The sequence below is a fragment of the Streptomyces sp. 1114.5 genome (assembly GCF_003635085.1).
Taxonomy (GTDB): Bacteria; Actinomycetota; Actinomycetes; order Streptomycetales; family Streptomycetaceae; genus Kitasatospora.
Genome location: NZ_RBXE01000002.1, coordinates 1,096,384 through 1,119,813, shown reverse-complemented (window position 1 = coordinate 1,119,813; position 23,430 = coordinate 1,096,384). Strand labels below are relative to the sequence as shown.

The 23,430-nt window shown below is 73.8% G+C and carries 19 protein-coding genes; 9 read left to right on the top strand and 10 right to left on the bottom strand.

All coding sequences use genetic code 11. The features are described 5' to 3' along the window. Positions 1–87: 87 nt before the first annotated feature. Positions 88–213, bottom strand: a complete 126-nt coding sequence (locus BX285_RS38740) for a hypothetical protein (RefSeq protein WP_259470820.1) — start codon at positions 211–213, stop codon at positions 88–90. 129 nt (positions 214–342) lie between these two features. Between BX285_RS38740 and BX285_RS28190 the strand changes: the two genes are divergently transcribed. From BX285_RS28190 to BX285_RS28180, 3 genes are all read left to right on the top strand, one after another. Continuing rightward, positions 343–2,172: a long-chain fatty acid--CoA ligase gene (locus BX285_RS28190; protein ID WP_121178641.1), complete on the top strand. Its 1,830-nt coding sequence runs from the start codon at positions 343–345 to the stop codon at positions 2,170–2,172. A 248-nt stretch (positions 2,173–2,420) separates the two neighbouring features. Then, complete coding sequence (locus tag BX285_RS28185) at positions 2,421–3,578, top strand: polysaccharide deacetylase family protein (RefSeq protein WP_121178640.1); 1,158 nt, start codon at positions 2,421–2,423, stop codon at positions 3,576–3,578. Between the two features lie 341 nt (positions 3,579–3,919). Then, entirely contained in the window at positions 3,920–4,816 is an 897-nt protein-coding gene (locus BX285_RS28180) for a nitroreductase/quinone reductase family protein (protein WP_121178639.1), read from the top strand. Between the two features lie 136 nt (positions 4,817–4,952). Here the strand turns inward: BX285_RS28180 and BX285_RS28175 are convergent, their stop codons facing one another. The 3 genes from BX285_RS28175 to BX285_RS28165 all read right to left on the bottom strand — a co-directional run bounded on the left by BX285_RS28175 (position 4,953) and on the right by BX285_RS28165 (position 8,050). After that, positions 4,953–5,750: an SGNH/GDSL hydrolase family protein gene (locus BX285_RS28175; RefSeq protein ID WP_097235329.1), complete on the bottom strand. Its 798-nt coding sequence runs from the start codon at positions 5,748–5,750 to the stop codon at positions 4,953–4,955. 405 nt (positions 5,751–6,155) lie between these two features. Continuing rightward, positions 6,156–6,794, bottom strand: a complete 639-nt coding sequence (locus BX285_RS28170) for a hypothetical protein (protein ID WP_183107241.1) — start codon at positions 6,792–6,794, stop codon at positions 6,156–6,158. Positions 6,795–7,123: 329 nt separating this feature from the next. After that, positions 7,124–8,050 (bottom strand): hypothetical protein, encoded by a 927-nt coding sequence (locus BX285_RS28165; protein ID WP_121178638.1) that lies wholly within the window; start codon positions 8,048–8,050, stop codon positions 7,124–7,126. A 560-nt stretch (positions 8,051–8,610) separates the two neighbouring features. On the opposite strand from BX285_RS28165, the gene BX285_RS28160 reads away from it, so the two are divergent. Together BX285_RS28160 and BX285_RS28155 are read left to right on the top strand one after the other, a co-directional pair. Continuing rightward, positions 8,611–9,780 (top strand): exonuclease SbcCD subunit D, encoded by a 1,170-nt coding sequence (locus tag BX285_RS28160; RefSeq protein WP_121178637.1) that lies wholly within the window; start codon positions 8,611–8,613, stop codon positions 9,778–9,780. Continuing rightward, a complete protein-coding gene (locus BX285_RS28155) occupies positions 9,777–12,818 on the top strand; it encodes an AAA family ATPase (protein WP_121178636.1) in 3,042 nt (1,013 codons plus the stop codon). Before BX285_RS28160 ends, BX285_RS28155 begins: the two co-directional genes overlap by 4 nt. A gap of 46 nt (positions 12,819–12,864) precedes the next feature. Here the strand turns inward: BX285_RS28155 and BX285_RS28150 are convergent, their stop codons facing one another. Further along, the gene (locus BX285_RS28150) at positions 12,865–13,086 is read right to left on the bottom strand and encodes a hypothetical protein (protein ID WP_121178635.1); all 222 of its coding nucleotides are present in this window, start codon (positions 13,084–13,086) and stop codon (positions 12,865–12,867) included. A 9-nt stretch (positions 13,087–13,095) separates the two neighbouring features. Continuing rightward, a complete protein-coding gene (locus tag BX285_RS28145) occupies positions 13,096–14,166 on the bottom strand; it encodes a TetR/AcrR family transcriptional regulator C-terminal domain-containing protein (protein ID WP_121178634.1) in 1,071 nt (356 codons plus the stop codon). Between the two features lie 236 nt (positions 14,167–14,402). Between BX285_RS28145 and BX285_RS28140 the strand changes: the two genes are divergently transcribed. Together BX285_RS28140 and BX285_RS28135 are read left to right on the top strand one after the other, a co-directional pair. Continuing rightward, complete coding sequence (locus BX285_RS28140; RefSeq protein WP_121178633.1) at positions 14,403–15,530, top strand: FAD-dependent monooxygenase; 1,128 nt, start codon at positions 14,403–14,405, stop codon at positions 15,528–15,530. A gap of 150 nt (positions 15,531–15,680) precedes the next feature. Further along, entirely contained in the window at positions 15,681–16,235 is a 555-nt protein-coding gene (locus tag BX285_RS28135; protein WP_121179055.1) for a DUF1990 family protein, read from the top strand. A gap of 30 nt (positions 16,236–16,265) precedes the next feature. Here BX285_RS28135 and BX285_RS28130 read toward each other — a convergent pair whose 3' ends face one another. Both BX285_RS28130 and BX285_RS28125 read right to left on the bottom strand, forming a co-directional pair. Further along, positions 16,266–16,712 carry a YjbQ family protein gene (locus BX285_RS28130; RefSeq protein WP_259470819.1) on the bottom strand — a complete coding sequence of 149 codons (447 nt, stop codon included), beginning with the start codon at positions 16,710–16,712 and terminating at the stop codon, positions 16,266–16,268. A gap of 237 nt (positions 16,713–16,949) precedes the next feature. Further along, positions 16,950–17,216 carry a hypothetical protein gene (locus tag BX285_RS28125; RefSeq protein WP_097235336.1) on the bottom strand — a complete coding sequence of 89 codons (267 nt, stop codon included), beginning with the start codon at positions 17,214–17,216 and terminating at the stop codon, positions 16,950–16,952. Between the two features lie 924 nt (positions 17,217–18,140). Between BX285_RS28125 and BX285_RS28120 the strand changes: the two genes are divergently transcribed. Beyond that, complete coding sequence (locus BX285_RS28120; RefSeq protein WP_121178632.1) at positions 18,141–20,345, top strand: bifunctional glycosyltransferase family 2 protein/CDP-glycerol:glycerophosphate glycerophosphotransferase; 2,205 nt, start codon at positions 18,141–18,143, stop codon at positions 20,343–20,345. 64 nt (positions 20,346–20,409) lie between these two features. Here BX285_RS28120 and BX285_RS28115 read toward each other — a convergent pair whose 3' ends face one another. Beyond that, positions 20,410–20,622, bottom strand: coding sequence for an EF-hand domain-containing protein (locus BX285_RS28115; protein ID WP_097235338.1), 213 nt, complete (start codon positions 20,620–20,622; stop codon positions 20,410–20,412). A gap of 175 nt (positions 20,623–20,797) precedes the next feature. Between BX285_RS28115 and BX285_RS28110 the strand changes: the two genes are divergently transcribed. Continuing rightward, complete coding sequence (locus BX285_RS28110) at positions 20,798–21,466, top strand: 1-acyl-sn-glycerol-3-phosphate acyltransferase (RefSeq protein ID WP_097235339.1); 669 nt, start codon at positions 20,798–20,800, stop codon at positions 21,464–21,466. Between the two features lie 34 nt (positions 21,467–21,500). Here BX285_RS28110 and BX285_RS28105 read toward each other — a convergent pair whose 3' ends face one another. Continuing rightward, positions 21,501–23,336 (bottom strand): ABC transporter ATP-binding protein, encoded by a 1,836-nt coding sequence (locus BX285_RS28105; RefSeq protein WP_121178631.1) that lies wholly within the window; start codon positions 23,334–23,336, stop codon positions 21,501–21,503. Positions 23,337–23,430 lie beyond the last annotated feature (94 nt).

Here is a 23,430-nt window from a genome sequence, read left to right as displayed (position 1 = left end):
CGGCCACGGGTCTGCGCGACTCTACTACGCCCTGACCACTCGTTCGAGGGTCGAACCAGTCCGCTTCGCCACCTTGGCCCGCACACGTCAGGAACCGACCTCGACACCGACCTCGACACCGAGCGCCGAACCGACCGCCGCACCGACCGCCACGTCGAGCGCGACACCGGCCGCCACGCCGACCACCACGCCCACCGCCACATCGACCGCCACACCGGCCGCGACACCATCGGTGCGGGCCGGTGCCGATCTCGTCGCGTCACCGCCACAACCCTGGGCAGTGACGGAGCGATCCGATAGTTTCGCTCCACCCGGACAACCGGCGCCGAACTGGGGAGGACTGTGCGCGAGTTCACCAGCCCCGCCGCGGCCGCCCCCGAGGCCGCCGGAGGACTCGCCGACTCCCTCTACGACACCGCCGACCGGACCCCCGGCCTGGTCCAGCTGTCCCGACGGCGGACGGCGGACGAACCGTGGCAGGACGTCACCGCCCTGGAGTTCCGGGACGAGGTGCTCGCCCTGGCCAAGGGCCTGCTCACCCACGGCGTCCGCTACGGCGACCGGGTCGCCCTGATGTCCCGCACCCGCTACGAGTGGACGCTCTTCGACTACGCGCTCTGGTCGATCGGCGCGATCACCGTCCCGGTCTACCCGACGGCCGCCCCCGAGCAGGTGCGCTGGATCCTCGCCGAGACCCAGGCGGTGGCCTGCCTGGTCGAGGACGAGGACGCCGCGATGACGGTCGGCGCGGTCTGCGACGCGCTGCCCGACCTCACCGGCATCTGGCAGCTGGACCGCGACTGCGTCGCCGCGATCACCGAGGACGGCCGGGGCGTGCCCGACTCGCTGGTGCACCGCCAACGCCTCGGCGTGGCCGCCCGGAACATCGCCACCGTCGTCTACACCTCCGGCACCACCGGCCGTCCCAAGGGCTGCCTGATCACCCACGCCAACCTGGCCGCCGAGGCCGACGCCCTGCTCGCCGGCTGGGGCGACGTCCTGCGCGACACCGGCGGCGGCCGGCCCGCCACCCTGCTGTTCCTGCCGCTCGCCCACGTGTACGGGCGGGCCGTGCAGATCGCGGCGATCCGCGGCGGCTTCCGGATCGGCCACGTCCCCGACGTCTCCACCGCCGTCCTGCTGCCCGCGCTGGAGAGCTTCCGGCCGACCTTCCTGCACGCCGTCCCCTACGTCTTCGAGAAGATCTTCCAGCAGGCCAGGCGGGCCGCCGAGGACGCCGGGCGGGGCGAACTCTTCGAACAGGCCCGGCAGGTGGCCGTGGACTGGGCCGCCGCACGGGAGCAGAAGGCCTTCGGGCGCGGCCCCGGGCCGGGCGCCGCGTTACGGCTGCGCCACCTGGCGTACGAACGAACCGTCTACCCGAGGCTGCGCGCGGTGCTGGGCGGCCGGGTGCGCAGCGTGATGTCCGGCGGCTCCACCCTGCGGCGCGAGTTGGGCCTGTTCTTCAGCGGCGCCGGCCTCCAGCTGTACGAGGGGTACGGGCTGACCGAGACCACCGCCGCGATCACCGCCAACCCGGCCGGACGGCAGAAGCTCGGCACGGTCGGGCAGCCGGTGCCGGGCGCCTCGGTGGCGATCGCCGACGACGGCGAGGTGTGGGTGCGCGGCGCCTCGGTCTTCGACGGCTACCTCAACCACCCGCGGTGCACCGCCGAGTCGATGGTCGACGGCTGGTTCGCGACCGGCGACCTGGGGCGGCTGGACGAGGACGGCTACCTGACCATCACCGGCCGCAAGAAGGACCTGATCGTCACCAGCAGCGGCAAGAACCTCGCCCCGGCGGCGCTGGAGGAGCGGGTCGAGGCGCACCCGCTGGTCTCCCAGTGCCTGGTGGTGGGCGACGACCGCCCGTACGTCGCCGCCCTGATCACGCTCGACCCGGCGGCGCTGGCGCACTGGCTGAAGACCCGCGGACGGGAGCAGCTGGACCCGTGGGCGGTGCTCGCCGACGAGGAGCTGCACGTCGAGATCCAGCGCGCGGTGGCGGCCGCGAACACGGCGGTCTCCCGAGCCGAGTCGATCCGCGCGTTCCGGCTGCTGCCACGGGAGTTCAGCCAGGAGCAGGGCCTGCTCACGCCCTCACTCAAGCTGCGCAGGGAGGCGGCCGCGGAGTACTACGCGGAGGACATCGAGGAGCTCTACCTGAACTGACGTCCGCCACCCGTCTCCCGATCGCTTTGTCCGATACGGGCTTTGACGGTCCGTCTTGTCCCTTGTGGCGCAGGCGCAATGGCCGTAGCGGTTCACCGGCCGTTCCCTTGACGGGTGGATTGGTCCAGTCCATTGTTTCTCTTCGGTCCGAGCGCGGCGCACCCACCATCCCTTTCCGCTCCCGCCCGGATTCCGTCACGCCCTCCCCACGGGGCGCCTCCCCCACACCCTGGAGTCCTCACGTGCCCATGTCCACGCGCCCGCCCACCCACGGCTCCACCCGCCTGTCGGCACTGGCCGCCTCCGTCGCGCTGTTCACCGCCCTCGCCGTGCCGGCGGCCTCCGCCGACACCCCTGCGAGCCCGGGCTCCCCGCCCGCCCCGACCGTCAACCTGGCGACCAACCCCGGCTTCGAGGTGCCCGCGCCGAACCTCGCGGACTGGGGCAGCATCCCCGGCTGGAGCTGCACCGGCGGTCCGGCCGAGGCCGCCGTCACCACCACCGCCCCGCACTCCGGCGCCTCCGCGCTGACCGTCACCCCGGCGGACGCCGACTCCACCGGCGAGTGCACGCAGACCGTCTCGGTCCAGCCCGACACCACCTACACCGCCTCCGCCTGGGTGCGCGGCAACTTCGTCTACCTGGGCGCCACCGGCACCGGCCGGGACGTCGCGCCCGACTGGACGGAGAGCACCCAGGGCGGCTGGCAGCGGCTGACCACCCGCTTCATCACCGGCCCGAACGCGCACAGCATCCGGCTGTACGTGCACGGCTGGTACCAGCAGGGCCCGTTCTCGGTGGACGACGTCCGGGTGGACGGCCCCGCACCGGCCCCGGCCGCGGCGGCGGGCTCCGTGCCGACCACCGACAAGGTCGTCTTCTTCACCGTGGACGACGGCTGGCAGCGCACCCCCGAGGCGGAGCGGTTCATCGCCGACCACCGCCTGCCGATCACCGCCTTCCCGCTGCCGATGCCGGCCGCCGCCGACCCGGCGTTCTTCCAGCGGGTCACCGCCGTACCCGGCTCCTCGATCCAGGACCACAGCGTCTCCCACTCCGACCTCAGCAAGCTCCCGGCGGACCAGCAGCAGGTCGAGATCTGCGACGCCCGCGACGCGCTGACCCGCATCTTCGGCACCGCGCCGGTGGTCTTCCGTCCGCCCTTCTTCACCTGGAACGCCGACACCCTGCAGGCCGCCGCCAACTGCGGCATCCGCACCGTGCTCACCGCCGACGCGGACTTCAGCGGGGGCGCCTCCAACATCTGGCACCCGGGCCCGCTGCAGCCCGGCGACGTCGTCCTGATGCACTGGACCGACACCCTGGCCACCGACCTCCAGCGCGCCCTGGCCGCCGCCGACGCCGCCGGCCTCAAGCCGACCGGTCTGGCCGACTACCTGCACTGACCTGACGCGCCCGTCCCCCGGCCGTCACCGACCCGACGCGCCGCCGCCTCCCGGGGGAGCGGCGGCGCGTCGTCGCACTCTCGTTGACAGCGCACCCGGGACATCGCTCTAATGGGCGCGTGCAGCGCGGCGTCGGCCACAGAGCAGTGGGCCGGCCGACAGCCGAGCGAGCACCTTTCCGAAGGGACGATGCGCGATGAGGACTCTCTCCGCTGCCCTGATCTGACGCCAGGCGGTCACCGCGGTGCCCCCGGGCTGTCCGTGCGCGCGATGCGCCACCCCCTGAGCGTCACCGCGTGTGGCCGCGACTCCCCCACCTCTTGGAGATCCACCACACACACATGCCCATGTCCTTCAACCTGAATGTCATCAAGGAGTTCCGCGCCAACGGCGGGCGGGTCGGCGGCCCGTTCGAGGGCGGCGACCTGCTGTTGCTGACCACCACCGGGGCCCGGTCCGGGCGGCCGCACACCGTGCCGCTCGGGTACGTCCGGGCGGAGGGCCTGCTCCTGGTCGTCGCCTCGGCCGCCGGGGCGCCGGAGCACCCGCAGTGGTACCGCAATCTGCTGGCCCACCCGGTGGCCCGGGTCGAACTCGGCACCGAGGCCTACGACGTGATCGCCGTCCCTGCCGAAGGCGCCCGCCGGGAGCGACTGCTCGCCGCCGTCGTCCGGGCGGCGCCGGGGTACGGCGACTACCAGGCGCGGACCGAGCGCGAGTTGCCGGTCGTCGTCCTGGAACGTCCCGAGCCGCCTGCCGACGGGCCGGCGCCCGTGGTACGCACCCTCGCCGACAAGGTGCTGGAGGCGCACACCTGGCTGCGCGCCCAGCTGCGCCACGTACGGGAGGAGGCGCACGCCCACGTTCCCGGCCTACCGGCCGGGCTCGGGCTGCAGCTGCGGCAGCACTGCCTGGCGTTCTGCGACGGGCTGACGCACCACCACAAGGGCGAGGACGCCGCGATCTTCCCCGCCCTCGCGCGCAGCCACCCGGAGCTGGCCGACGTGCTGGCGCGGCTCGACGAGCAGCACCGGGCCATCGGGCTGATCAAGGAGCGGCTGGTGGAGCTGCTGGCCGGAATCGCGGTCACCGAACCGGAACGGCTCCGCGGCGAGCTGGACCGGATGTCGGCGGAGCTGGAGGCGCACCTGGACCACGAGGAGGCGGAACTGCTGCCGGTGCTGGCCGGCATCCCGTTCCCGCCGGCCGGGCCCGGACCTTCCGCGAACGGCAGCTGAAACGGCGTTGCCGCCGTCCCCTCCGGGTGGCTCCGGAGGGGGCGGCGGCGTTGTTGTCACGGCGTTACGTCCTCACGGCGTTACGCCGTTACGGCAGCACGTCGTTACGGCAGCACGTCGTCACGGCAGCGCGTCGTCACGACTGCGAGAAGACCGGGAGGTAGCCACCGGACTGGCCGGCGGCCTTCGGGTGGTAGCTCTCGTCGACCGGCAGGGTGGTGCTGTTGAGCCAGGTGGTCAGGTTGCCGCAGATCTCGTGGCCGGTGAAGATGCTGCGGACGTCGCCGAAGGCGAAGCCCGCGTTGGCGGCGCGCTTGGCGAGGACGCCGTCCAGGGTGTCGGCGGCACCGTTGATGGCGGTGCGCTTGGTGTCGCCGATGCCGAAGATGCAGTCGCCGCCGATCTTGTAGATCCGCGGGTAACCCATCACCACGACGTGGGCGTTCGGGGCCTTGGCCTTGATGGCCGAGTACACGTTGTCCAGCTGGCCGGGCAGCGTGTTGAGCGCGTAGTCCTTCGCGGTGTTGACGGCGCTGATGCAGTCGTCGTCGGAGCTCAGGACGCAGGTCTGCATGGTGCTGGCGAAGCCGGCGTCGTTGCCGCCGACCGTGATGCTGACCAGCGTGGTGCTGGAGTCCAGGGCGGAGATCTGGCTGTTGAGGACGTCACCCGTTCTGGCACCCGTACAGGCGACGAACTTGAAGGTGGACGGCGCGTGCGCGTTCTTCCACAGGTACGGGTACGCGTTGGTGCTGCGCTTGCAGTTGCTGCCGTCGCTCAGGTAGCTGCCGGCGCCGACACCGGAGGAGTACGAGTCCCCGAGGGCCACGTAGTTGACACCGGCGGCGTTGGCGGACGAGGCGGCGAAGAGCGTCGTCATGGTCAGACCTGCCGCAATCGCGGCGATGGACAGGGCACGGGCAGGGCGGATCATCACACCTCCAGGTGGGGCTGGCGGGGGGTCACAGAAGTGATACCAGGCGGTAGGGCCGTCCGGAAGCGCTCATGCCAAAGATATTGACGGACCGTCTGATAGCTCAGAGGTGAACGGCGGCCGACAGTCGGTGAGTTCGTACTGGTCAGCACAGGTGTGTTTTGACGCGCGTAGTACTGCGCGCGTAGACCGGCAACTTTCCTGCGTTCAGGGCTACTTCACCCTGGAGTCAAGCTCCGACCACCGTCGGGCCGGTTGCGACGCGCGCGTCGACGGAGTAAGCCCGGGGCGAGGAGGGACGCCCGGGGACCGCGCAGGGCACGCAGGGGCCACGGCGAGCGCCCGGGGACCGTGGCGGGCGCACGAGCACCGACCTGCGCGGGGAGGCTCGGGTGTGAGCCGCCGTCAGAACGGCTGGCTGCTGCCCGATCCGGGGTACACGGTGCCCGGGGAGATCACGCAACCCTCGACCGGGAGCTCCTCGATCGTCTCGTTCGCGGCAGCAGGCACGCCGAGCCAGCGCACGGCGGTGGCCACCGCCGTCCGTGCCTGGCGCAGCCCGGGGCCGCCCCAGCCGAGCAGCTCGACGGCGAGGCCCGGCGCAACCAGCAGCCGCCGGTAGTGCCGGCCCGAGGCCGGGTCGGTCACGCTGGGGCCGACCGCCCGCAGCGCGGCCGCCATCCGGACCCGAGCGCACTCGTGCCCGCCGTTCGCCGAACCGACCCGGTCGTAGAGGTAACCGAGGTAGTACGGCCGGCCGATCACCGCCTGCGCCTCCTCGGCGGCCTCCCGGGCCAGGGCGGCCGCCGGATCCCCGGCGTCCTCCGGCTCCAACGAGCCGCCGGGCAGCGAGCAGATTCCGTCCCTGGGGTTGACCAGGGTCAGCACCCGCCCGTCCGGGGCGAACAGCCACCCCCAGGACTGCTTGACCGGCAGCCCGTCCGGCACCTGCTCGCCCGGCCGCCACGGCCAGCCCGCCGTCGGGCGCCGCCGCACCTTCCCGAGCAGTTCGGCGATCTCCGCGCTGTACTCGATCGGGCTCATGCTCCGGCCTCGCAGCGCTCGGCGGGGGCGTCGGACGGGTCACCGGCCGGGGCGCCCGCCGGCACGCGCCCTCCGGCGCCGAGCTCGCTCCGCTCGCTCATGCGTCCCCCCTCTCGCTGTCGGGCTCGCCGGACCGGCGGTGCGCGGAGAGGCCTGCGGGGCGCGGTACGGAGCGGAGCGGCCGGAGCGACGGCGTGGGGTACCGCGCTCCTGGCTGTTGATCTTCTCCGAATCTTCCCCGAACAGGCGGTCGATGAACAGTCCCCAGCGCCGCTTGGCGGATGCGGAGCCTCATGCGGGGACGGATGCCGAGGCGGCCGACGCCCTGCTCACCCCAGCGGCCCACCCCCGTCCCGGGGGCCCGGGAACCCGGGCAACGGGAACCCCGGCCGCGGATCCACTCCGGGCGGGAACGGCAGCCCGCGCGCGGCGTCGTCGGCCAGCACGTCGAACACCTCGTGCGCCGTCATCGGCCGCAGCCGCCCGTCGGCCAGCGCCCAGCCGCGCACGGGCGGCCGCGCACGGGCGCCGTCGGCCTTGGGCTCCGCCGCATCGCCCGTCGAACTCCCACCGCCCGGGCCGCCCTGACCCGGGCTCCCCTGACCGTCCGCCGACGGATCACCGTGCAGCAGCAGCGCCCCCGCACCGCCGCAGGCCACACCCGCCGCCAGCGTGACGCAGAACGCCTCGGTGTCCCGGCCCGCAGGGTAGAGCTGACCGCCCTCCACGCAGACGTCCACCGCCGAGGTCAGCTCCTCACCGTCCTCGGGGCCGTGGCAGCGCAGCGTCAGCAGGTGGCAGCCCTCCCCCGCGCCGTCGACCAGCGCCAGGTACACCGACGTCACGTACCGCATCACCGCCGCCATCCGGCGCTGCCCGGCCGGGTCGTCGCCGACGGCGTCCAGCAGGGCCGCGCAGGCCACGGACATCCGCACCCGGGCCCGGTGGTCGTCCAGCAGCACCGGCGCCAGCTCGGCCAGCCGCTCCCCGGCGTAGACGAACGGCTCCCCGGCCAGCTCGGGATCGCCCGCGTAGGCGACCCGGGCGGCGGGCGCCCGCGGGTCGAGGCCGAGCGCCTCGCAGTAGTCCTCGAAGTCGTGCGCCTCCAGGACCCTCAGGTGCACTTCCAGCCCCTGCCGGTACAGGGCCGTCAGCTGCTCCTCCGTGCGCCGCAGGTAGTCCCGGTGGCCGAGCTCGCCGAACAGCCCGTACCGCGCCAAGTCGGCGAAGTCCCCGGCCCCGACGGCCAGCGCCACCGCGACCGGCTGCGGCGGCGGCGCTCCCCGGGCTCGCCCGCCGCGCCGCGACCGCGCCCCACCCGCTCCCGCCCGCCCGCCCGGCGGCCGGTCTCCCCCGGGCGGCGGCGCCCCACCGGGCCCAGCGGCCGGCGCCCCGCCGGCACCCGCCCCCGGCCTCCGCCCGGACAACGCCAGCACCCGCCGACGCCTCCCCGCAGCCGCCACCACCTCGCGCACCAACCTCCGCACCGCAGCCATGGCTCCTCCTGCTCCTCACTCGCCCGGGATCCGACCCCCGGGACCCGGCACCCGGCACCGGACGGCACCGGGACGCCGACCGCACCGAAGGACGGTGCCGCCGACGTCGAGGAACATACACAGAGCCACTGACAATCCACCCCCAGTAATCGAACACCGGGCAGCCGGCGGGGAGCCCGGAGCTCCCGACGGCCCCTGACGGCCCCTGACGGCCCCTGACGGCCCCCGTCGGTGCGCCGAGCGACCCCCGGGGCCGGTGGGACGGATGCCTCAGCCGATCCGGGCGGGATTGTCAGTGGTGCGGGTTAGGGTCGGTGACCATGCGACTGCTGCATACCTCCGACTGGCATCTCGGGCGCTCGTTCCACCGGGAGAGCCTGCACGACGCCCAGCGCGCCTTCCTGGACCACCTGGTGGACGTGGTCCGGTCCGAGGGCGTGGACGCCGTGCTGGTCGCCGGGGACGTGTACGACCGCGCCCTGCCGGGGCTGGAGGCGGTCGCGATGTTCGACGACGTGCTGCACCGGCTGGCCGACCTCGGCGTGCCGACGGTGTTCATCAGCGGCAACCACGACTCGGCCCGCCGGTTGGGCGTCGGGGCGGGGCTGATCGGGCGGGCCGGGATCCACCTGCGGACGGATCCGGGCCGGTGTGCCGAGCCGGTGCTGCTGGCGGACGAGCACGGGCCGGTGGCGGTGTACGGGCTGCCGTACCTGGAGCCGACGCTGGTGCGCGAGCGGTTCGGGCTGGCCAGGGGCGGGCACGCGGCGGTGCTCGGGTCGGCGATGGACGAGGTGCGGGCCGACCTCGCGGCGCGCCCGGCCGGCACCCGCGCGGTGGTGCTGGCGCACGCCTTCGTCACCGGCGGCGCGCCGAGCGACAGCGAGCGCGACATCGCGGTCGGCGGCGTCGCCTCGGTGCCCGCCTCGGTGTTCGACGGGGTGCACTACGCCGCGCTCGGCCACCTGCACGGCTGCCAGACACTCGCCCCGCACCTGCGCTACAGCGGCTCCCCGCTCGCCTACTCCTTCTCCGAGGCGAAGCAGCGCAAGAGCATGTGGCTGGTCGACCTCGCGGCCGACGGCTCGGTGGCCGCCGAGCGCATCCCCTGCCCCGAGCCGCGCCGCCTCGCCACCCTGCGCGACACCCTCGAAGCCCTGCTCACCGAGGAGAAGTACGCCGAGCACGAGCAGTCCTGGGTGCAGGCCACGCTCACCGACGCGGCCCGGCCGAGCGAGCCGATGGAGAAGCTGCGCCGCCGCTTCCCGCACACCCTCCAGCTGCTGTTCGACCCGGCGGAGAGCAAGGCCGAGCCCTCCCGCTCGTACGCGGCGCGGGTGAGCGGCCGGGCCGACCTGGAGATCGCCGAGGGCTTCCTGCGGCACGTCCGCCCCGGCGCCGAGCCGGAGCCGGACGAGCTCGGCTGGCTGCGCGACGGCTTCGAGCAGGTCCGGGAGAGCACCGACCGGAAGGCGGACCTGCCCCGATGAGGCTGCACCGGCTCACCGTCACCGCCTTCGGCCCGTTCGCCGGCTCCGAGACGGTGGACTTCGACGCGCTCGCCGCCGGCGGACTGTTCCTGCTGCGCGGGGCGACGGGCGCGGGCAAGAGCAGCGTGCTGGACGCGGTCTGCTTCGCCCTCTACGGCGAGCCGCCCGGCACCCGCCGGGCCACCCGGCTGCGCAGCGACCACGCCGACCCGAAGCGACTGACCGAGGTGCGGCTGGAGCTGACCCTCGGCGGGCGGCGCCTCCAGATCACCCGCCTGCCGGAGCAGCGGCGCCCGAAGAAGGTCGGCGCGGGCACCACCGTCGAACGGGCGCAGACCCTGCTGCGCGAGTGGGTCGAGGACACCGGCGACGGCTCGCCGGGCTGGCGGGGGCTCAGCAAGTCCCACCAGGAGGCCGGGGAGGAGATCCACCGGCTGATCGGCATGAACCGGGAGCAGTTCTGCCAGGTGGTGCTGCTGCCGCAGGGCGACTTCGCCCGCTTCCTCAAGGCCGACTCGGAGGAGCGCGGCAAGCTGCTGCGCCGGCTGTTCGACACCGAGCGTTATCGGCACGTCGAGGACTGGCTCGCCGAGCAGCGGCGCGCCCAGGAGGCGACGGTCCAGGCCGGCCGGCGCCGGCTGCGTGACCTCGTCGGCAGGGCCGAGCAGGCGGCCGGTCCCGGGGCCGAGCCCGCCGAGGACTGGGTGCCGGCCGAGGACGCCGACGCCGGGCTGACGGCCGACGTGCTCGGCTGGGCCGCGGTGCTGCGCAGCGGCGCGGCCGAACAGCTCGCCGTCGCCGAGGCTGCGCTCGCGGGCGCCGAGGCCGCGCAGCGCACGGCCCAGCAGCGGCGCGAGGCAGCCGAGGAGCTGGCCGGGCGGCAGCGCCGGCACCGGGAGGCGCTGGCCCGGGCCGAGCGGCTGGCCGGGTTCGAGCCCGCGGCGGCCGAGGACCGGCGCCGACTGGCGGCCGCACAGGACGCGGTCGGGGTGGAGTCCGCGCTGCGGCTGCGGGAGAGCGCGGCCGAGGCCTTCCGGCGTGCCCGGGAGGCGGAGCGCCGCCGCCGCGAGACGCTGGCCGGCGCGCGTGGCACGGAGGTCCGAGGGCTCGACGGGGCCGACGCCGCCGGGCTGGCCGAGGCCGAACTGCGGCTGCGCGCCGAGGTGGTGCGCCTGGAGGCGGCCCGGGCGGAGGAGCGGCGCTGCGCCGAACTCGTCCGCGAGCAGCGCTCCCTGACGGCGGACCGGCGTGCCGCCGAGGAGCTGGCCGAGGACGCCGAGGACTGGCTGGCCGAGTTCGAGGGCGAGCTGGCCCGCCTGGAGGAGCGGCACTCCGAGGCCCGGGCGGCGACCACGAAGGTCGAGCAGCTGGACGGGCAGCGGGCCGAGGCTGCCGCCCGTCTGGACGCAGCCCGGGAGCGCGACGGCCTGCGCGCCGGGATCTCGGCGGCCGAACCACGGGTCGCGCAGCTGCGCGCCGCTGCCCTGGACGCCCGCGAGCACGGTCTGGACCTGCGGGACCGGCGGCTGGCGGGCATGGCCGCCGAGCTGGCCGAGCAGCTGCGCGCGGGCCGGCCCTGCCGGGTCTGCGGCTCGCCCGAGCACCCGGCGCCCGCGCAGGCGGCGCCCGGCAGCCGGGTCGGCGCCGAGGACGAGGAGCGGGCCCGGCGGGCCCAGGCCGCCGCCGAGCAGGCCTGGGCGGAAGCCGACCAGGCACTGACCGCCCTGCGGGTGCGCGAGGCGGCCGCGGCCGCAGCGGCCGGTCCCGACCCGGTGGACGTGCTCGCCCGGGCCCTCGCCGGGCTGGAACGCGAGCACCGGGACGCCCGGCACACCGCGGAGGCACTGGGTCGCGTCGAGCAGGAGATCGCCCGGCTGTCGCGGGAGCGCACCCGCCGCGGCGACGAACTGCACGAGGCCAGGGAACGCGCCGCTGTCCTCACCGACCGGCTGCAGGCGCTCGACGCCGAGCGGGAGGAGCTGACCGCCCGGGTGGCGGCCGCCCGGGGAGAGGCGGCCTCGGTCGCCGACCGGGCCGCGGCCCTGACCCGGCTCACCGAGGACGTAGCCGCTGCGGCCGGAGCCGCCCGGGCCCGCGCGGAGGCGGCGGCCAGGCTCGACGAGGCCGAGGACGAACTGGGCAAGGCCGCCGCCGCGGCGGGCTTCCCGGACGCCGCGGCGGCACTGGCCGTCCTGCTGCCGCGCGAGGAGCGCGAGCGGTTGGAGGCCCGGCTGGAGCGGCACCGCGCGGAGACCGCCGCCGTCCGCAGCGAGCTGGCACTGCCGGAGCTGGCCGAGGCCGCGGCCCGTCCGCCGGTCGACCTGTCCGCCGCCGCGGCCGCGCTCCGCGAGGCCACCGATCGGCTCGGGCGGGCGCACGCCGTCCGGGCCGCGGCCGACGAGCGGTGCGGAGCCCTGGCCGGGATCGGCCGGCAGCTCGCCGGGCTCGCCGCCGAGCTGGCCCCGGCGCTGGACCGGTACGGCCGGATCAACCGGCTCGCCGCCCTGGCCGCCGGCACCTCCACCGAGAACCGGCTGCGGATGCGCCTGGAGTCGTACGTCCTGGCGGCTCGGCTGGAGCAGGTCGCGGCGGCGGCCAGCGACCGGCTGGTCCGGATGTCCGGCGGCCGCTACACCCTGGTGCACAGCGACGACCGGGGCACCGGCAACAGGCGCTCGGGCCTGGCCCTGCGGGTGGTGGACGCCTGGACGGGCACCGAGCGGGACACCGCGACGCTGTCCGGCGGCGAGAGCTTCTTCGCCTCGCTCTCCCTCGCCCTCGGCCTGGCCGACGTGGTCACCGACGAGGCCGGCGGTATGCCGCTCGACACCCTGTTCATCGACGAGGGCTTCGGCACCCTGGACGAGCAGTCCCTGGAGGAGGTGATGGACGTCCTCGACGGCCTGCGCGAGCGGGACCGCGCGGTCGGCATCGTCAGCCATGTCGCCGACCTGCGCACCCGTATCCCGGCGCAGCTGCTGGTCCGCAAGGGCCGGCGCGGCTCGACCCTGGCCCTGGCCGAACGCGAGGACGCGTAGCCGGCCGGGGGCACTGCCTCGCGGAGCTCCCCGGAAGGGCGCGGGGTCAGCCCGAGCAGGCGATCCGCTGCGCCTGCTGCCAGGCGCACACCGGGCAGAGCGTGCTGCCCGGCTGGTCGGCGGGCAGTTCGGTCGGCTCGCCGCACAGCACGCAGTCGGCGCGCGGCCCGGACGCCGTCGGGTCGTGCAGCAGCGCGGCCTCGGCGCTGCCGCCGTCGGGGGTGAGCTCGCAGACCGCCGCGGGCTCGTTCGTCACGCTGTCGCTCATGCCGCCTTCCTACTCCGCCGCCCCGCCCGGTCGCAAGGCCGCACCGGCGTCGGCCCCGCGTCCGTTCCCGCTTGCGCGTCCGTTCCGGGTTTCGTGCCCGCTCCCACTCCCGGCCGACTCGATCATGGCGGCGACGCCGTCCAGCAGCGGCTTCAGTCCGAAGGCGAACAGCGCGTCCAGATCGAGGTCGTAGCCGTCCCCGAGGCTGCCGGTCGTCCGCGCGAACACGGGATGGCGCTCACCGGTGACGATCGCCGTCAGGGCCGAACCCTGACGGTCCATCCACTGGTCCTCGGTGAGACCGGTGGTCGCCTCGGCCTGGGCCTCCCGCTCCAGGTGGACGGCGATCCCCTGGACGTAGCTGTAGAGCAGGACGTGCAGGTCGAGCATGGTCTCGGCGTCCAGGCCGTGCCCGTCGAGCGCGGCGAGCGCCCACTCGGCGTGGTCCAGCAGGGCGGGCAGCATCAGCGGGCGAGTGAGCGCGCCGACCTGGGCGAGCCATGGATGGCGCCGGTAGATCCGCCACAGCGTGTGCGCGCCGAGCTCCAGACGTGCCCGCCACTCCCCCGGCGGTTCGGCCGGGTACGACTCCTCGCCGAACGCCGCGTCCGCCATCAGCAGCACCAGGTCGTCCTTGCTCGGGACGTACCGGTAGGGGGACATCGCGGCGACGCCGAGCCGGGCCGCGACGCTGCGCATGGAGAGCGCGGCGAGCCCCTCGTGGTCGGCGATCTCCGTGGCGGCCCGGACGATCCGCTCCGCGGTGAGCTCGACGGACGGTCCCGCGGCCGGCGACACCGCAGCGGTGGGTGCCACAGCAGTAGCCGGGGTGGTGGTGGCCGAAGCGGCGGCGGGGGCAGCCACCACCGTGCCGACCCGGGGCCGGGTCTCGACCAGTCCCTCCAGCCGCAGCGTGGTGAGCACCTTGGTGGCCGTGGCCAGTGCGACGTTCCACTCCCGGGCGATCCGCCGGGTCGAGGGCACTTGCGCGCCCGGCGCGAGCGTGCCGTCGGCAATCCGCCCGGCGATCTCGTCGGCGATGCGCCGGTACGGCGGGACGGACTCGGGCCTCGCGGTCATGCGGCCGGCTCCCTCATGTGACGCGGATCTCTTTCCGCGGCGGCCAGGACTGTACTACAGACTGTACTAGCTCAGACGCTACCAGCAGCGCCGCGCCAGATCCGTCCTCTGTACTAGGTCAGTACTGGCAAAAACGGCAGTTGGCGGGCCAACGCGTACGCCGTACATTCGACCCGCGTACAGCGTACGAGCCGACGCGCGACACCGCGCGCGGACGGACAGCGAGGAGCGACCTCATGAAGACCGTGCTCATCTCCGGCGGCGGTATCGCCGGTACTGCGCTCGCCGCCCTGCTGAGCCGCCGGGGCTTCGCCCCCACGGTGGTGGAGCGCGCCCCCGGGCTGCGCGGCGGCGGACAGGCCGTGGACATCCGGGGCGTCGCCCTGGAGGTGGTCGAGCGGCTGGGCGTGCTGGAGCGAGCCCGTGCCCACCGCACCCGGATGCGGGGCATGACCGTTCTGGACGGTGAGGGCCGGGAGGTGTACCGCTCCACCGAGAGCACGATCAGCAGCGGACGGCTCGACAGCGACGACATCGAGCTGCTGCGCGACGACCTCGTCCGGATCTTGCACGAACGGGCGACGGAGGACGCGGGCACCCGCTTCGTGTTCGGGGACGCCGTGACCGCGCTCGACCAGGACGAGGACGGCGTCCGGGTCTCCTTCGCACACGCCGGACCACGCCGGTACGACCTGGTGGTGGGCGCCGACGGCCTGCACTCGGCCGTCCGCCGACTGGCCTTCGGACCCGAGGAGCGCTTCGCCCGCCACCTCGGCACGCATCTGGCCATCTTCAGCGCGGACAACTTCCTGGGCCTGGAGGACTGGCAGCTGTGGCTGCGCGACGGCGAGGCCGGCTACGGCGTCTACCCGGTGCGGGACAACTCCGAGCTGCGGATCGCCTTCGGCTTCGCCGGCGAGCCGCTGCCGGAGGAGCGGCGCGCTCCGGAGTCGCAGAAGGCGCTCGTCGCCGAGCGGATGGCGGCGCTGCACTGGGAGACCCCGAGGCTGCTGAAGGCCCTGGCCGAGGCACCCGACCTCTACTGCGACTCGATGACGCAGATCCGGATGGACCGCTGGTCGCGCGGCCGGGTCGTCCTACTCGGGGACGCGGGCTACTGCGCCTCCCCGCTGTCGGGCCAGGGCACCAGCCTCGCCCTGGTCGGCGCCCACGTCCTCGCCGACGCGCTCGCCGAGGCCCGCAGCCGCTCCGAGGGCGACCACCGGGCCGCCTTCGCCGCGTACGAGCAGCGGCTGCGCCCGTTCGTCGAACTCAACCAGGCCCTGGCGACCGAGAATCCCGGCGGGCCGGCCGCCGAGGAGTCGGTGGAGCGGGCCAAGAACGCGATCTCGCTGGACGACTGACCGGCGCGGACGAAGGTGACAAGGTTCAGCGAACAACTTTCAGCGAACAGATTTCAGAAAACGTTCGCTGAAAGCTGTCATCTGAAATCTGTTCGCTGACCGCTGAACCCTGTTCGCTGGCGCCCGCCCGCCGGAGCTACCGTGACCGGCATGCCCACGCATCTCCACCAGCGCCTGCTCGCCGCCCGCGCCACCACCCCCTCGTACGCCGAGGTCGGGGCCACCCGGGGCGGGCGGCTGCCGGACGGCTACGCGCACCTGCGACGGCGGGTGCACCTCGGGCACGGCCCCGAGGTGCTGGAGCGGGCAGGGCGGTACGTGCTCGGCTGGGGCACTCAGTTGGGCACCGGCTTCGCGGTGTACCCGGGCGGTCCGGCCCGGGACGGGCACACGGTGCTGCTGCGGCTGAGCCTGCCGGCGAGCCGGTGGCCCCGGCTGGTGATCCCCTGCCGGGTGGTGTGGACGGTGGACGAGCCGGACCGGATCGGATTCGCATACGGGACGCTCCCCGGGCACCCGGAGTGCGGCGAGGAGGCGTTCCTGGTGTCGATGGGCGCCGACGGCGAGGTGTGGTTCGAGGTCACCGCGTTCTCCCGGCTGTCCGCCTGGTACGCCCGCCTGGGCCGTCCGGTCGCGCTGCTCTGCCAGCACCTGGCGATCGAGCGCTACCTCACGACCGTGGCCGCCCACGTCGGCGACCGGTAGCCGGGAGCCCGGAGCCCGGAGCCACGGGAATCAGCCGAGGAACGAGAGCCGGACGGTACGGCGCGGGTTGTCGCCGTTGGTGTCGACCAGTACCACGGACTGCCAGACGCCGAGGGCCAGTTGGCCGCCGAGCACCGGCAGGGTCGCGTGCGGGGCGACCAGTCCGGGCACCACGTGGTCCCGGCCGTGGCCGGGGCTGCCGTGCCGATGGCGCCAGCGGTCGTCGGCCGGGAGCAGTTCGCGCAGGGTGGCGAGGAAGTCGTCGTCGCTGCCGGACCCGGTCTCCAGGACGGCGATCCCGGCGGTGGCGTGCGGGACGAAGACGTTGAGCAGGCCGTCGCGCCCGGCGGCACGCTCGTCGAGGAACGCGGCGCAGCGGTCGGTGATGTCGAGCGCGACCTCGCGGCTGCCCGTGGTGATTTCGAGGGTGGTGGTCTGGAACAGACCGGTCGACATGGAGTGGTTGTTGTCCGCCATGGCGCCATCCTGGCGCAGGTCAGGGGGCCGGGCGTACTGCCTCGCCGACTCGGCTCGCCTGGGAGGTGAACTGGCATAGGGTGCAAGGTTCAGAGCACGCGGCGGGCGGGCCGGCGCACCCCGGGACCAGTGACGGGACCAGCGACGCGACCGGCCGCCGGAGACACCGATGACCCGGCGGACCGGATGGGTCCGCCGGGTCTGGTTCCGGCCGGGACGGCGACTGGGGCGAAGCCCCTAGCCGCGCCCCCCGAAGAGGCTCCGACGCAGCCGACGCAGCGGCGTCAGCAGCGAGATCCTGGTATGGCGGCGACGAGTCGCCGGGGCTTCGGCGCCGCGCGGCGTCAACTCCCTTATCAGCCCGAGCGCCTCGGCGGTGTCCACCGCCGGGAGTGCGGGCGCGCCGAGCACGGCCAGGTGTCGCTCGATCCGGCGGCCGGTCGTACCGATACCGCACTGGATCGCCGGCACACGGGGCCGAGTCCGCACTTGCATGTGTTCCATCAGTTTTCCCACCCCTACGAGGCGCCAGGGCCGTGAGGCGAAGACTATCCGTGACAGACGGCCTTCGCGCAACCGTCCTGGTGTTGTGCCACCGTACCGTGCGGCGTCAACTGACGATGCACCAGGGGCTACCGGGCCGGTCACGACTAGGCATCAATGATGGTGCACGACCGGCCATCCGTCAGCAGGGCCAGGAGGTGCGGGCCCGGCGCCCGGGTGCGCGACACGCGCCCGGCGCACGGGGGCGCCACGGCGGTACCCGGCCCGGACCCCGACCCCACACCCGGTCCGTACCCGGCCCGCACCCGGCCCGCACCCGGCGGAGCGCCCGCGCACCCGCGTACACAGGCGGACACCCTGCGCTACGGACGCGCCGCACGAGCACCCGGCGCAGCGGGCTCCCTATAAAGGGGACAGCCGCCAGATCGACAAAGTGATCTTCGAGAGCTTCGCCCGACCGAGACCCCAGGCTTCATGAAGTGAACACATTCGAGGGATTGACTCCCGCGAAAGCTCCAAGCAGTATCTGATGCACACGCCAGGTGCCCGCACCGCACCAGGTACGTGTTCGAGTGATGAAGAACTCCGGCTCCCGCGAGCCACTGCCCGGCCGCCTCGACGCTGCGGTGGCCAGGCTCGCAGGGTGCCCGGAACGGCGGCCGGCCGTAGAGGGTCGGCCGGGCCGCCACCTGACTGCCGGTGCCACCCCGCAAGGGGCCCGGCACCGGCGGTCCCGGGTCCACCACCCCCGCATCACCGCACCCCCCTGCGAGACTCCCGGCACACGCGCAGCCCCCCACCGATCCCCTGCAGGGCCCCGGACGCCGCTGCAAAGCCGCTGCAAAGCCGCCGCAGAGCCCCCCATCGCCTCCCGGCCCGACGTCCGCGCAGGTCGCGCCGGGTCGGTCGGTACACTCGGCCAGCGTGTCCCTCCTCCTCAGCATCGTGCTCCCGGTCCACGGCGTGGAGCGGTACCTGCCGCGCTGCCTCGACTCCGTCCTCGGTGACTCCCCCGCCCAGGAGTCCCGCTTCGAGGTGATCGCGGTCGACGACCTCTCCCCCGACGGCTCGGGCGCGATCCTGGACGCCTACGCGGCCCGCGACCCCCGGCTGCGGGTGATGCACCTCACCGAGAACCAGGGCCTCGGCGGCGCCCGCACCGCCGCCCTGCCGCAGGCGCGCGGCGAGTACGTCTGGTTCGTGGACAGCGACGACTGGGTGCCCGAGCGGACCGTCGGCGTGCTCCTGGACGAGCTGGAGCAGGAGCGCCGCCGGGAGGCCCCGGCCGACGTGCTGATCACCGACTTCACCCACGTCTACCCGGACGGCGAGACCGAGCCCAACCCCTGGCGGCACGTGCTGGTCGGCTCCCCGCTGGTCGAGGGCTGCACCCTGGCCGAGCACCCGGCGCTGTTCCAGACCGTGATGTCGGTGTGGAACAAGGTCTTCCGCCGCGAGTTCCTGGACGGCCTGGGCGTCTCCTTCGGCCGCGGATACTACGAGGACATCTCGGTCACCTACCCGGCGCTGCTGGCCGCCGGGCGGCTGCGCTACCTCGATCGCCCCTGCTACTTCTACCGGCGCGGCCGGGACGGCGCGATCACCGCCACCGCCTCGCCCAAGCACGCGGACGTGTTCGCCCAGTACGACGCGATCTTCGCCTTCCTGGACCGCCAGGACCGCCCCGGCCGGCCCGTCCCGGAGTCGCTGCGCACCCTGGTCTTCGACCGGACGGTGCGCCAGGCGCTCAACGTCTACGACACCCCCGGCCTGGTCCCGACCGACCTGCGCAAGGACTTCTTCCAGCGCATCGCCCGGCACTTCGACCGCCACCGCCCGGCCGGCTACCGCTTCCCCGGCGGGCTGCGCGGCGTGCAGTACCGGCTGGCCGCGCGCGGCGCCCGGATCGCCTACGCCGAGCTGCGCCGGACCGGCCGGCTGCCGCGCGAACTCAAGCGCGGGGCAAGGGCGGTGGCGCCCGCGGTGAAGAAGGGGATGCGCAGCGGCGCCCGGTTCACCGCGTACAACGCCTTCCGCCGGCTGCCGTTGGACGAGCACCTGGCGGTCTACGCCGCGTACTGGCACCGGGGTTACGCCTGCAGTCCGGCGGCGATCTACGAGAAGGCGAAGGAACTCGCGCCGCAGGTACGGGGCGTGTGGGTGGTGGAGAACCGCCGGCAGGCCGCCACGCTGCCGGCCGGGGTGCCGTACGTGATCGTCAACACCCCCGCGTACCTCAAGGCGATGGCGACCGCCAAGTACTTCGTCAACAACGTCAACTTCCCGCGCACGATGGCCAAGCGGCCCGGCTCGGTGCACGTCCAGACCCAGCACGGTACCCCCCTCAAGGCCATGGGCATGGACCTGCGCGACCGCCCCGCGGCGGCGGAGGGGATGGACTTCGACCTGCTCCAGGAGGCCATCGACCGCTGGGACTTCCTGGTCTCCCCCAACCCGCACACCAGTGAGCACTTCGCCCGCGCCTTCCCCGGCCGGTACGAGATGCTGGACACCGGCTACCCGCGCAACGACCGGCTCGCGGACGCCACCCCGGACCAGGTGCGCGCGATGCGCGAGCGGTTCGACCTGCGGCCGGGCACCACGGCCGTGCTGTACGCGCCGACCCACCGCGGCGGCAAGGGCGGTTACGTGCCGCTGCTGGACGTGGCCGAGCTGGCCCGGCGGCTGGGCCCGGGCTTCACGCTGCTGGTGCGCACGCACTACTTCCACACCGGGGGGCCGGGCGACCTGACGGCCGACGGGGAGGCGGCGCGGATCGTGGACGTCTCGGCGCACCCGACCGTCGAGGACCTTTACCTCGCGGCGGACGTGCTGGTGACGGACTACTCGTCGATGATGTTCGACTACGCGGTGCTGGACCGGCCGGTGGTGGTCTTCGCGCCGGACTGGGAGGAGTACCAGCGCGAGCGCGGCGTCTACTTCGACCTGTTCGCGGAGCCGCCGGGCGCGGTCACGGAGACCGCGGAGGAGCTGGCGCGGGCGCTGCTGGCGGGCGATCCGGCTCCGGAGGCGCGAGCGCGGTTCCGGGCGAAGTTCTGCGTCTGGGACGACGGCGGGGCGGCGGAGCGGGTGGTGCGCCGGGTGTTCCCGGTGGACGGCAAGCGGTAGGGCCTGCACGGAAGCCGGTTGGGGCCGGTGCCGCCGGTACGGCACCGGCCCCGTCGGCGCGGGCTCAGCGGCGGCGGGCGGCCAGGAACTCCTCGAAGGTCAGGACGCCGTCGTGGTCGGTGTCCATGGTGTGGATCAGCGCCTCGGCCATCGAGATGGTGACGTCGTGGTCGCCCATCTCGTTCGCGGCGAGCGCGTACTCGGCCGCAGTGATCTTGCCGTCGCCGTCCTGGTCGAAGCGGTCGAAAAAGGCCTTGATCGCCTCGGTGGTCTCCATCGTGCCCTCCTGGGTACTGCTGGGTCGTGCTCGGTTTCGGACGGCCGTACCCTACCCGGCCGTGGTGTTCGCCACGGTCGCCGGGAGTGGAGGCTCCGGGACGGGTGCCGTAGTCTGCGGATCTGATTGCGGGCCCGGGCACCTCCCGGGCGGTCGTTCGTCCAGGGAGGGAAACGTGCTCGACCTCGTCACCAGGCTGGTGCTGAAACCGGTTTCACGGGGAATCTGGCGCCCGGCCATCGAGGGCATCGAGAACGTGCCGCGCAAGGGCGGGGTGATCCTGGCCAGCAACCACCTGTCGTTCATCGACAGCGTGGTGATCCCGCTGACCGCCCCGCGCCGGGTCCACTTCCTCGCCAAGGCCGAGTACTTCACCGGCACCGGCTTCAAGGGCCGCCTCTCCAAGGGCTTCTTCGAGGCGATCGGCGCGGTGCCGGTCGAGCGCGGCACCTACCGCTCCGCCCAGGCCTCGTTGGAGTCGGCGCTGGAGATCCTGGAGGCCGGCAAGGCCTTCGGCATCTACCCCGAGGGCACCCGCTCGCTGGACGGCCGGCTCTACCGGGGCAAGACGGGCGTCGCCTGGCTCGCGCTGACCGCGGGCGTGCCGGTGGTGCCGGTGGCGCTGGAGGGGCCGGAGCAGATCCTGCCGGTGGGCAAGCGGGTGCCGCGGCTCAAGAAGGTGACGGTCCGCTTCGGCGAGCCGCTGCACTTCGACGAGCTGCACGGGCAGGCCCGCTCGCTGAAGGCGCGTCGGCAGGTGACCGACGAGGTGATGGCGGCGATCCAGCGGCTCTCCGGCCAGGAGGTCGCGGAGAGCTACAACGAGGTGCCGAAGGCGGCCTGACGGTCGGTCGCCGCAGCGGTCCGCGAGGACCGGTTCACGCGTGACCGAGGGCGGTGTCCGACAGGACGGCCGCCGCCGGTGCCTCCCGGCGCAGCAGGGCCGCGTACCGGCCGTCCAGCTCCACCAGCTCCTCGTGGGTGCCGAGTTCGACCACCTCGCCGTGGTCCAGGACGGCGATCTGGTCGGCGGCCCGGACGGTGGAGAGCCGGTGCGTGATGGTGATGGTGGTGCGGCCGGCGGCCAGGGTGTCCACGGCCTGCTGGACGGCGCGTTCGGTGCGGTTGTCCAGTGCGCTGGTGGCCTCGTCGAGGATCAGCACCGGCGGGTTGCGCAGGATCGTCCGGGCGAGTGCCAGGCGCTGCTTCTCACCGCCGGAGAAGCGGTAGCCGCGCTCGCCGACCAGGGTGTCGTAGCCGTCCGGCAGGGCGGCGATGGTGTCGTGGACCTGGGCGGCCCGGGCGGCTTCGACCAGTTCGGCGTCGGTGGCGCCGGGTTTGGCGAAGCGCAGGTTCTCGGCGACGGAGGCGTGGAAGAGGTAGGTCTCCTGGGAGACCACGCCGACCGCGCGGGCCAGGGTGTCGAAGGAGAGGTCGCGGACGTCCACGCCGTCCAGGGTGACCCGGCCTCCGGTGACGTCGTACAGCCGCGGGACGAGGTAGCTGAGGGTGGTCTTGCCCGAGCCGGTCTCGCCGACCACGGCCAGTGAGGTGCCGGCCCGGACCTTGAGGTCGACGCCGGAGAGGGTCGGGCGTTCCTGCGCGGGGTCGTAACGGAAGTCGACCTGCTCGAAGCGGACTTCGCCGCGGATGTCGGTGAGGGTGACCGGCTGCGCCGGCTCGGCGATCTCCACCGGCAGGTCGAGGTACTCGAAGATGCGCTGGAAGAGCGCGAGCGAGGTCTGGACGTCCACGCCGGTGGAGAGCAGGCTCACGGTCGGGCGGAAGAGGCCCTGCTGGAGGGTGACGAAGGCGACCAGGGTGCCGACCGAGACGATCGGCGCGCCGGCGGCGGAGGTCAGTCCGGCCGCCCAGTAGATCAGCGCGGGCATCGCGGCCATCACGATCTGGATGGTGTTCATCCGCCAGCGTCCGGCCATGCTGGCCCGGACCTCCAGGTCGGCGAGCTGGTCGGACTGGCCGGTGAACTCGCGGGCGAGCGAGTCGGAGCGGCCCATCGTGCGGCCGAGCAGGATGCCGCTGACCGAGAGCGACTCCTGGACCGCCGAGCTCATCGCGGCCAGCTGCTTCTGCCGCTGGGTGGTGATCTTCTTGCGCTCCTGGCCGACCCGGCGGCTGATCCAGACGAACAGCGGGAGCAGGACGAGCGAGACGACGGTGAGCCGCCAGTCGAGGGCGACCATGGCGACGACGGAGGCGACGACCGCGGTGAGGTTGGAGACCAGGCTGGTCGCGGTGGAGGTCACCGTGGACTGCATGCCGCCGATGTCATTGGCGATCCGGGACTGCACCTCGCCGGTGCGGGTGCGGGTGAAGAAGGCCAGCGACTGGCGTTGCAGGTGGCCGTAGACGGCGGTGCGCAGGTCGTGCATCACGCGCTGGCCGACGGTGGTGGAGATCAGCGTCTGCAGCACGTTGAAGACGCTGTTCACCACGGCGGTGAGGATCATCCCGAGCGCGAGCAGGCTGAGCAGCCCGGTGCGGCCCTGCGGGATGGCGGTGTCCAGCACGGCCTTCAGCAGGAACGGCGAGACCACCGAGACCACGGCGGAGGCGGCGACCAGCAGTCCGACGGTGGCGAGCCGGCCGCGGTACGGGCGGAAGAGCGTGAGGATCCGCCGCCACTGGGCCGGCGGGCGGGGCTCGCCCTCGGCACGATCGGGCGGGGTCCAGTCGATGGCGGCTGGCCTCAAGGACGGGCCTCCCTGGGTGGGACGGTCGGGCGGGGGTCGATATGGCGAGGATAGCTCATAGTTAGACAAGCTAATAGTGAGATTCCCTCTATTC

Coding starts and splice junctions, on each gene's coding strand:
- BX285_RS28170 (WP_183107241.1), bottom strand. CDS start 6,794: ATGAGCCCGATCGAGTACAGCGCGGAGATCGCCGAACTGCTCGGGAAG.
- BX285_RS28125 (WP_097235336.1), bottom strand. CDS start 17,216: ATGGAACACATGCAAGTGCGGACTCGGCCCCGTGTGCCGGCGATCCAG.
- BX285_RS28130 (WP_259470819.1), bottom strand. CDS start 16,712: ATGGCGGACAACAACCACTCCATGTCGACCGGTCTGTTCCAGACCACC.
- BX285_RS28140 (WP_121178633.1), top strand. CDS start 14,403: ATGAAGACCGTGCTCATCTCCGGCGGCGGTATCGCCGGTACTGCGCTC.
- BX285_RS28180 (WP_121178639.1), top strand. CDS start 3,920: ATGCCCATGTCCTTCAACCTGAATGTCATCAAGGAGTTCCGCGCCAAC.
- BX285_RS28155 (WP_121178636.1), top strand. CDS start 9,777: ATGAGGCTGCACCGGCTCACCGTCACCGCCTTCGGCCCGTTCGCCGGC.
- BX285_RS28185 (WP_121178640.1), top strand. CDS start 2,421: ATGTCCACGCGCCCGCCCACCCACGGCTCCACCCGCCTGTCGGCACTG.
- BX285_RS28160 (WP_121178637.1), top strand. CDS start 8,611: ATGCGACTGCTGCATACCTCCGACTGGCATCTCGGGCGCTCGTTCCAC.
- BX285_RS28150 (WP_121178635.1), bottom strand. CDS start 13,086: ATGAGCGACAGCGTGACGAACGAGCCCGCGGCGGTCTGCGAGCTCACC.
- BX285_RS28135 (WP_121179055.1), top strand. CDS start 15,681: ATGCCCACGCATCTCCACCAGCGCCTGCTCGCCGCCCGCGCCACCACC.
- BX285_RS28175 (WP_097235329.1), bottom strand. CDS start 5,750: ATGATCCGCCCTGCCCGTGCCCTGTCCATCGCCGCGATTGCGGCAGGT.
- BX285_RS28115 (WP_097235338.1), bottom strand. CDS start 20,622: ATGGAGACCACCGAGGCGATCAAGGCCTTTTTCGACCGCTTCGACCAG.
- BX285_RS28145 (WP_121178634.1), bottom strand. CDS start 14,166: ATGACCGCGAGGCCCGAGTCCGTCCCGCCGTACCGGCGCATCGCCGAC.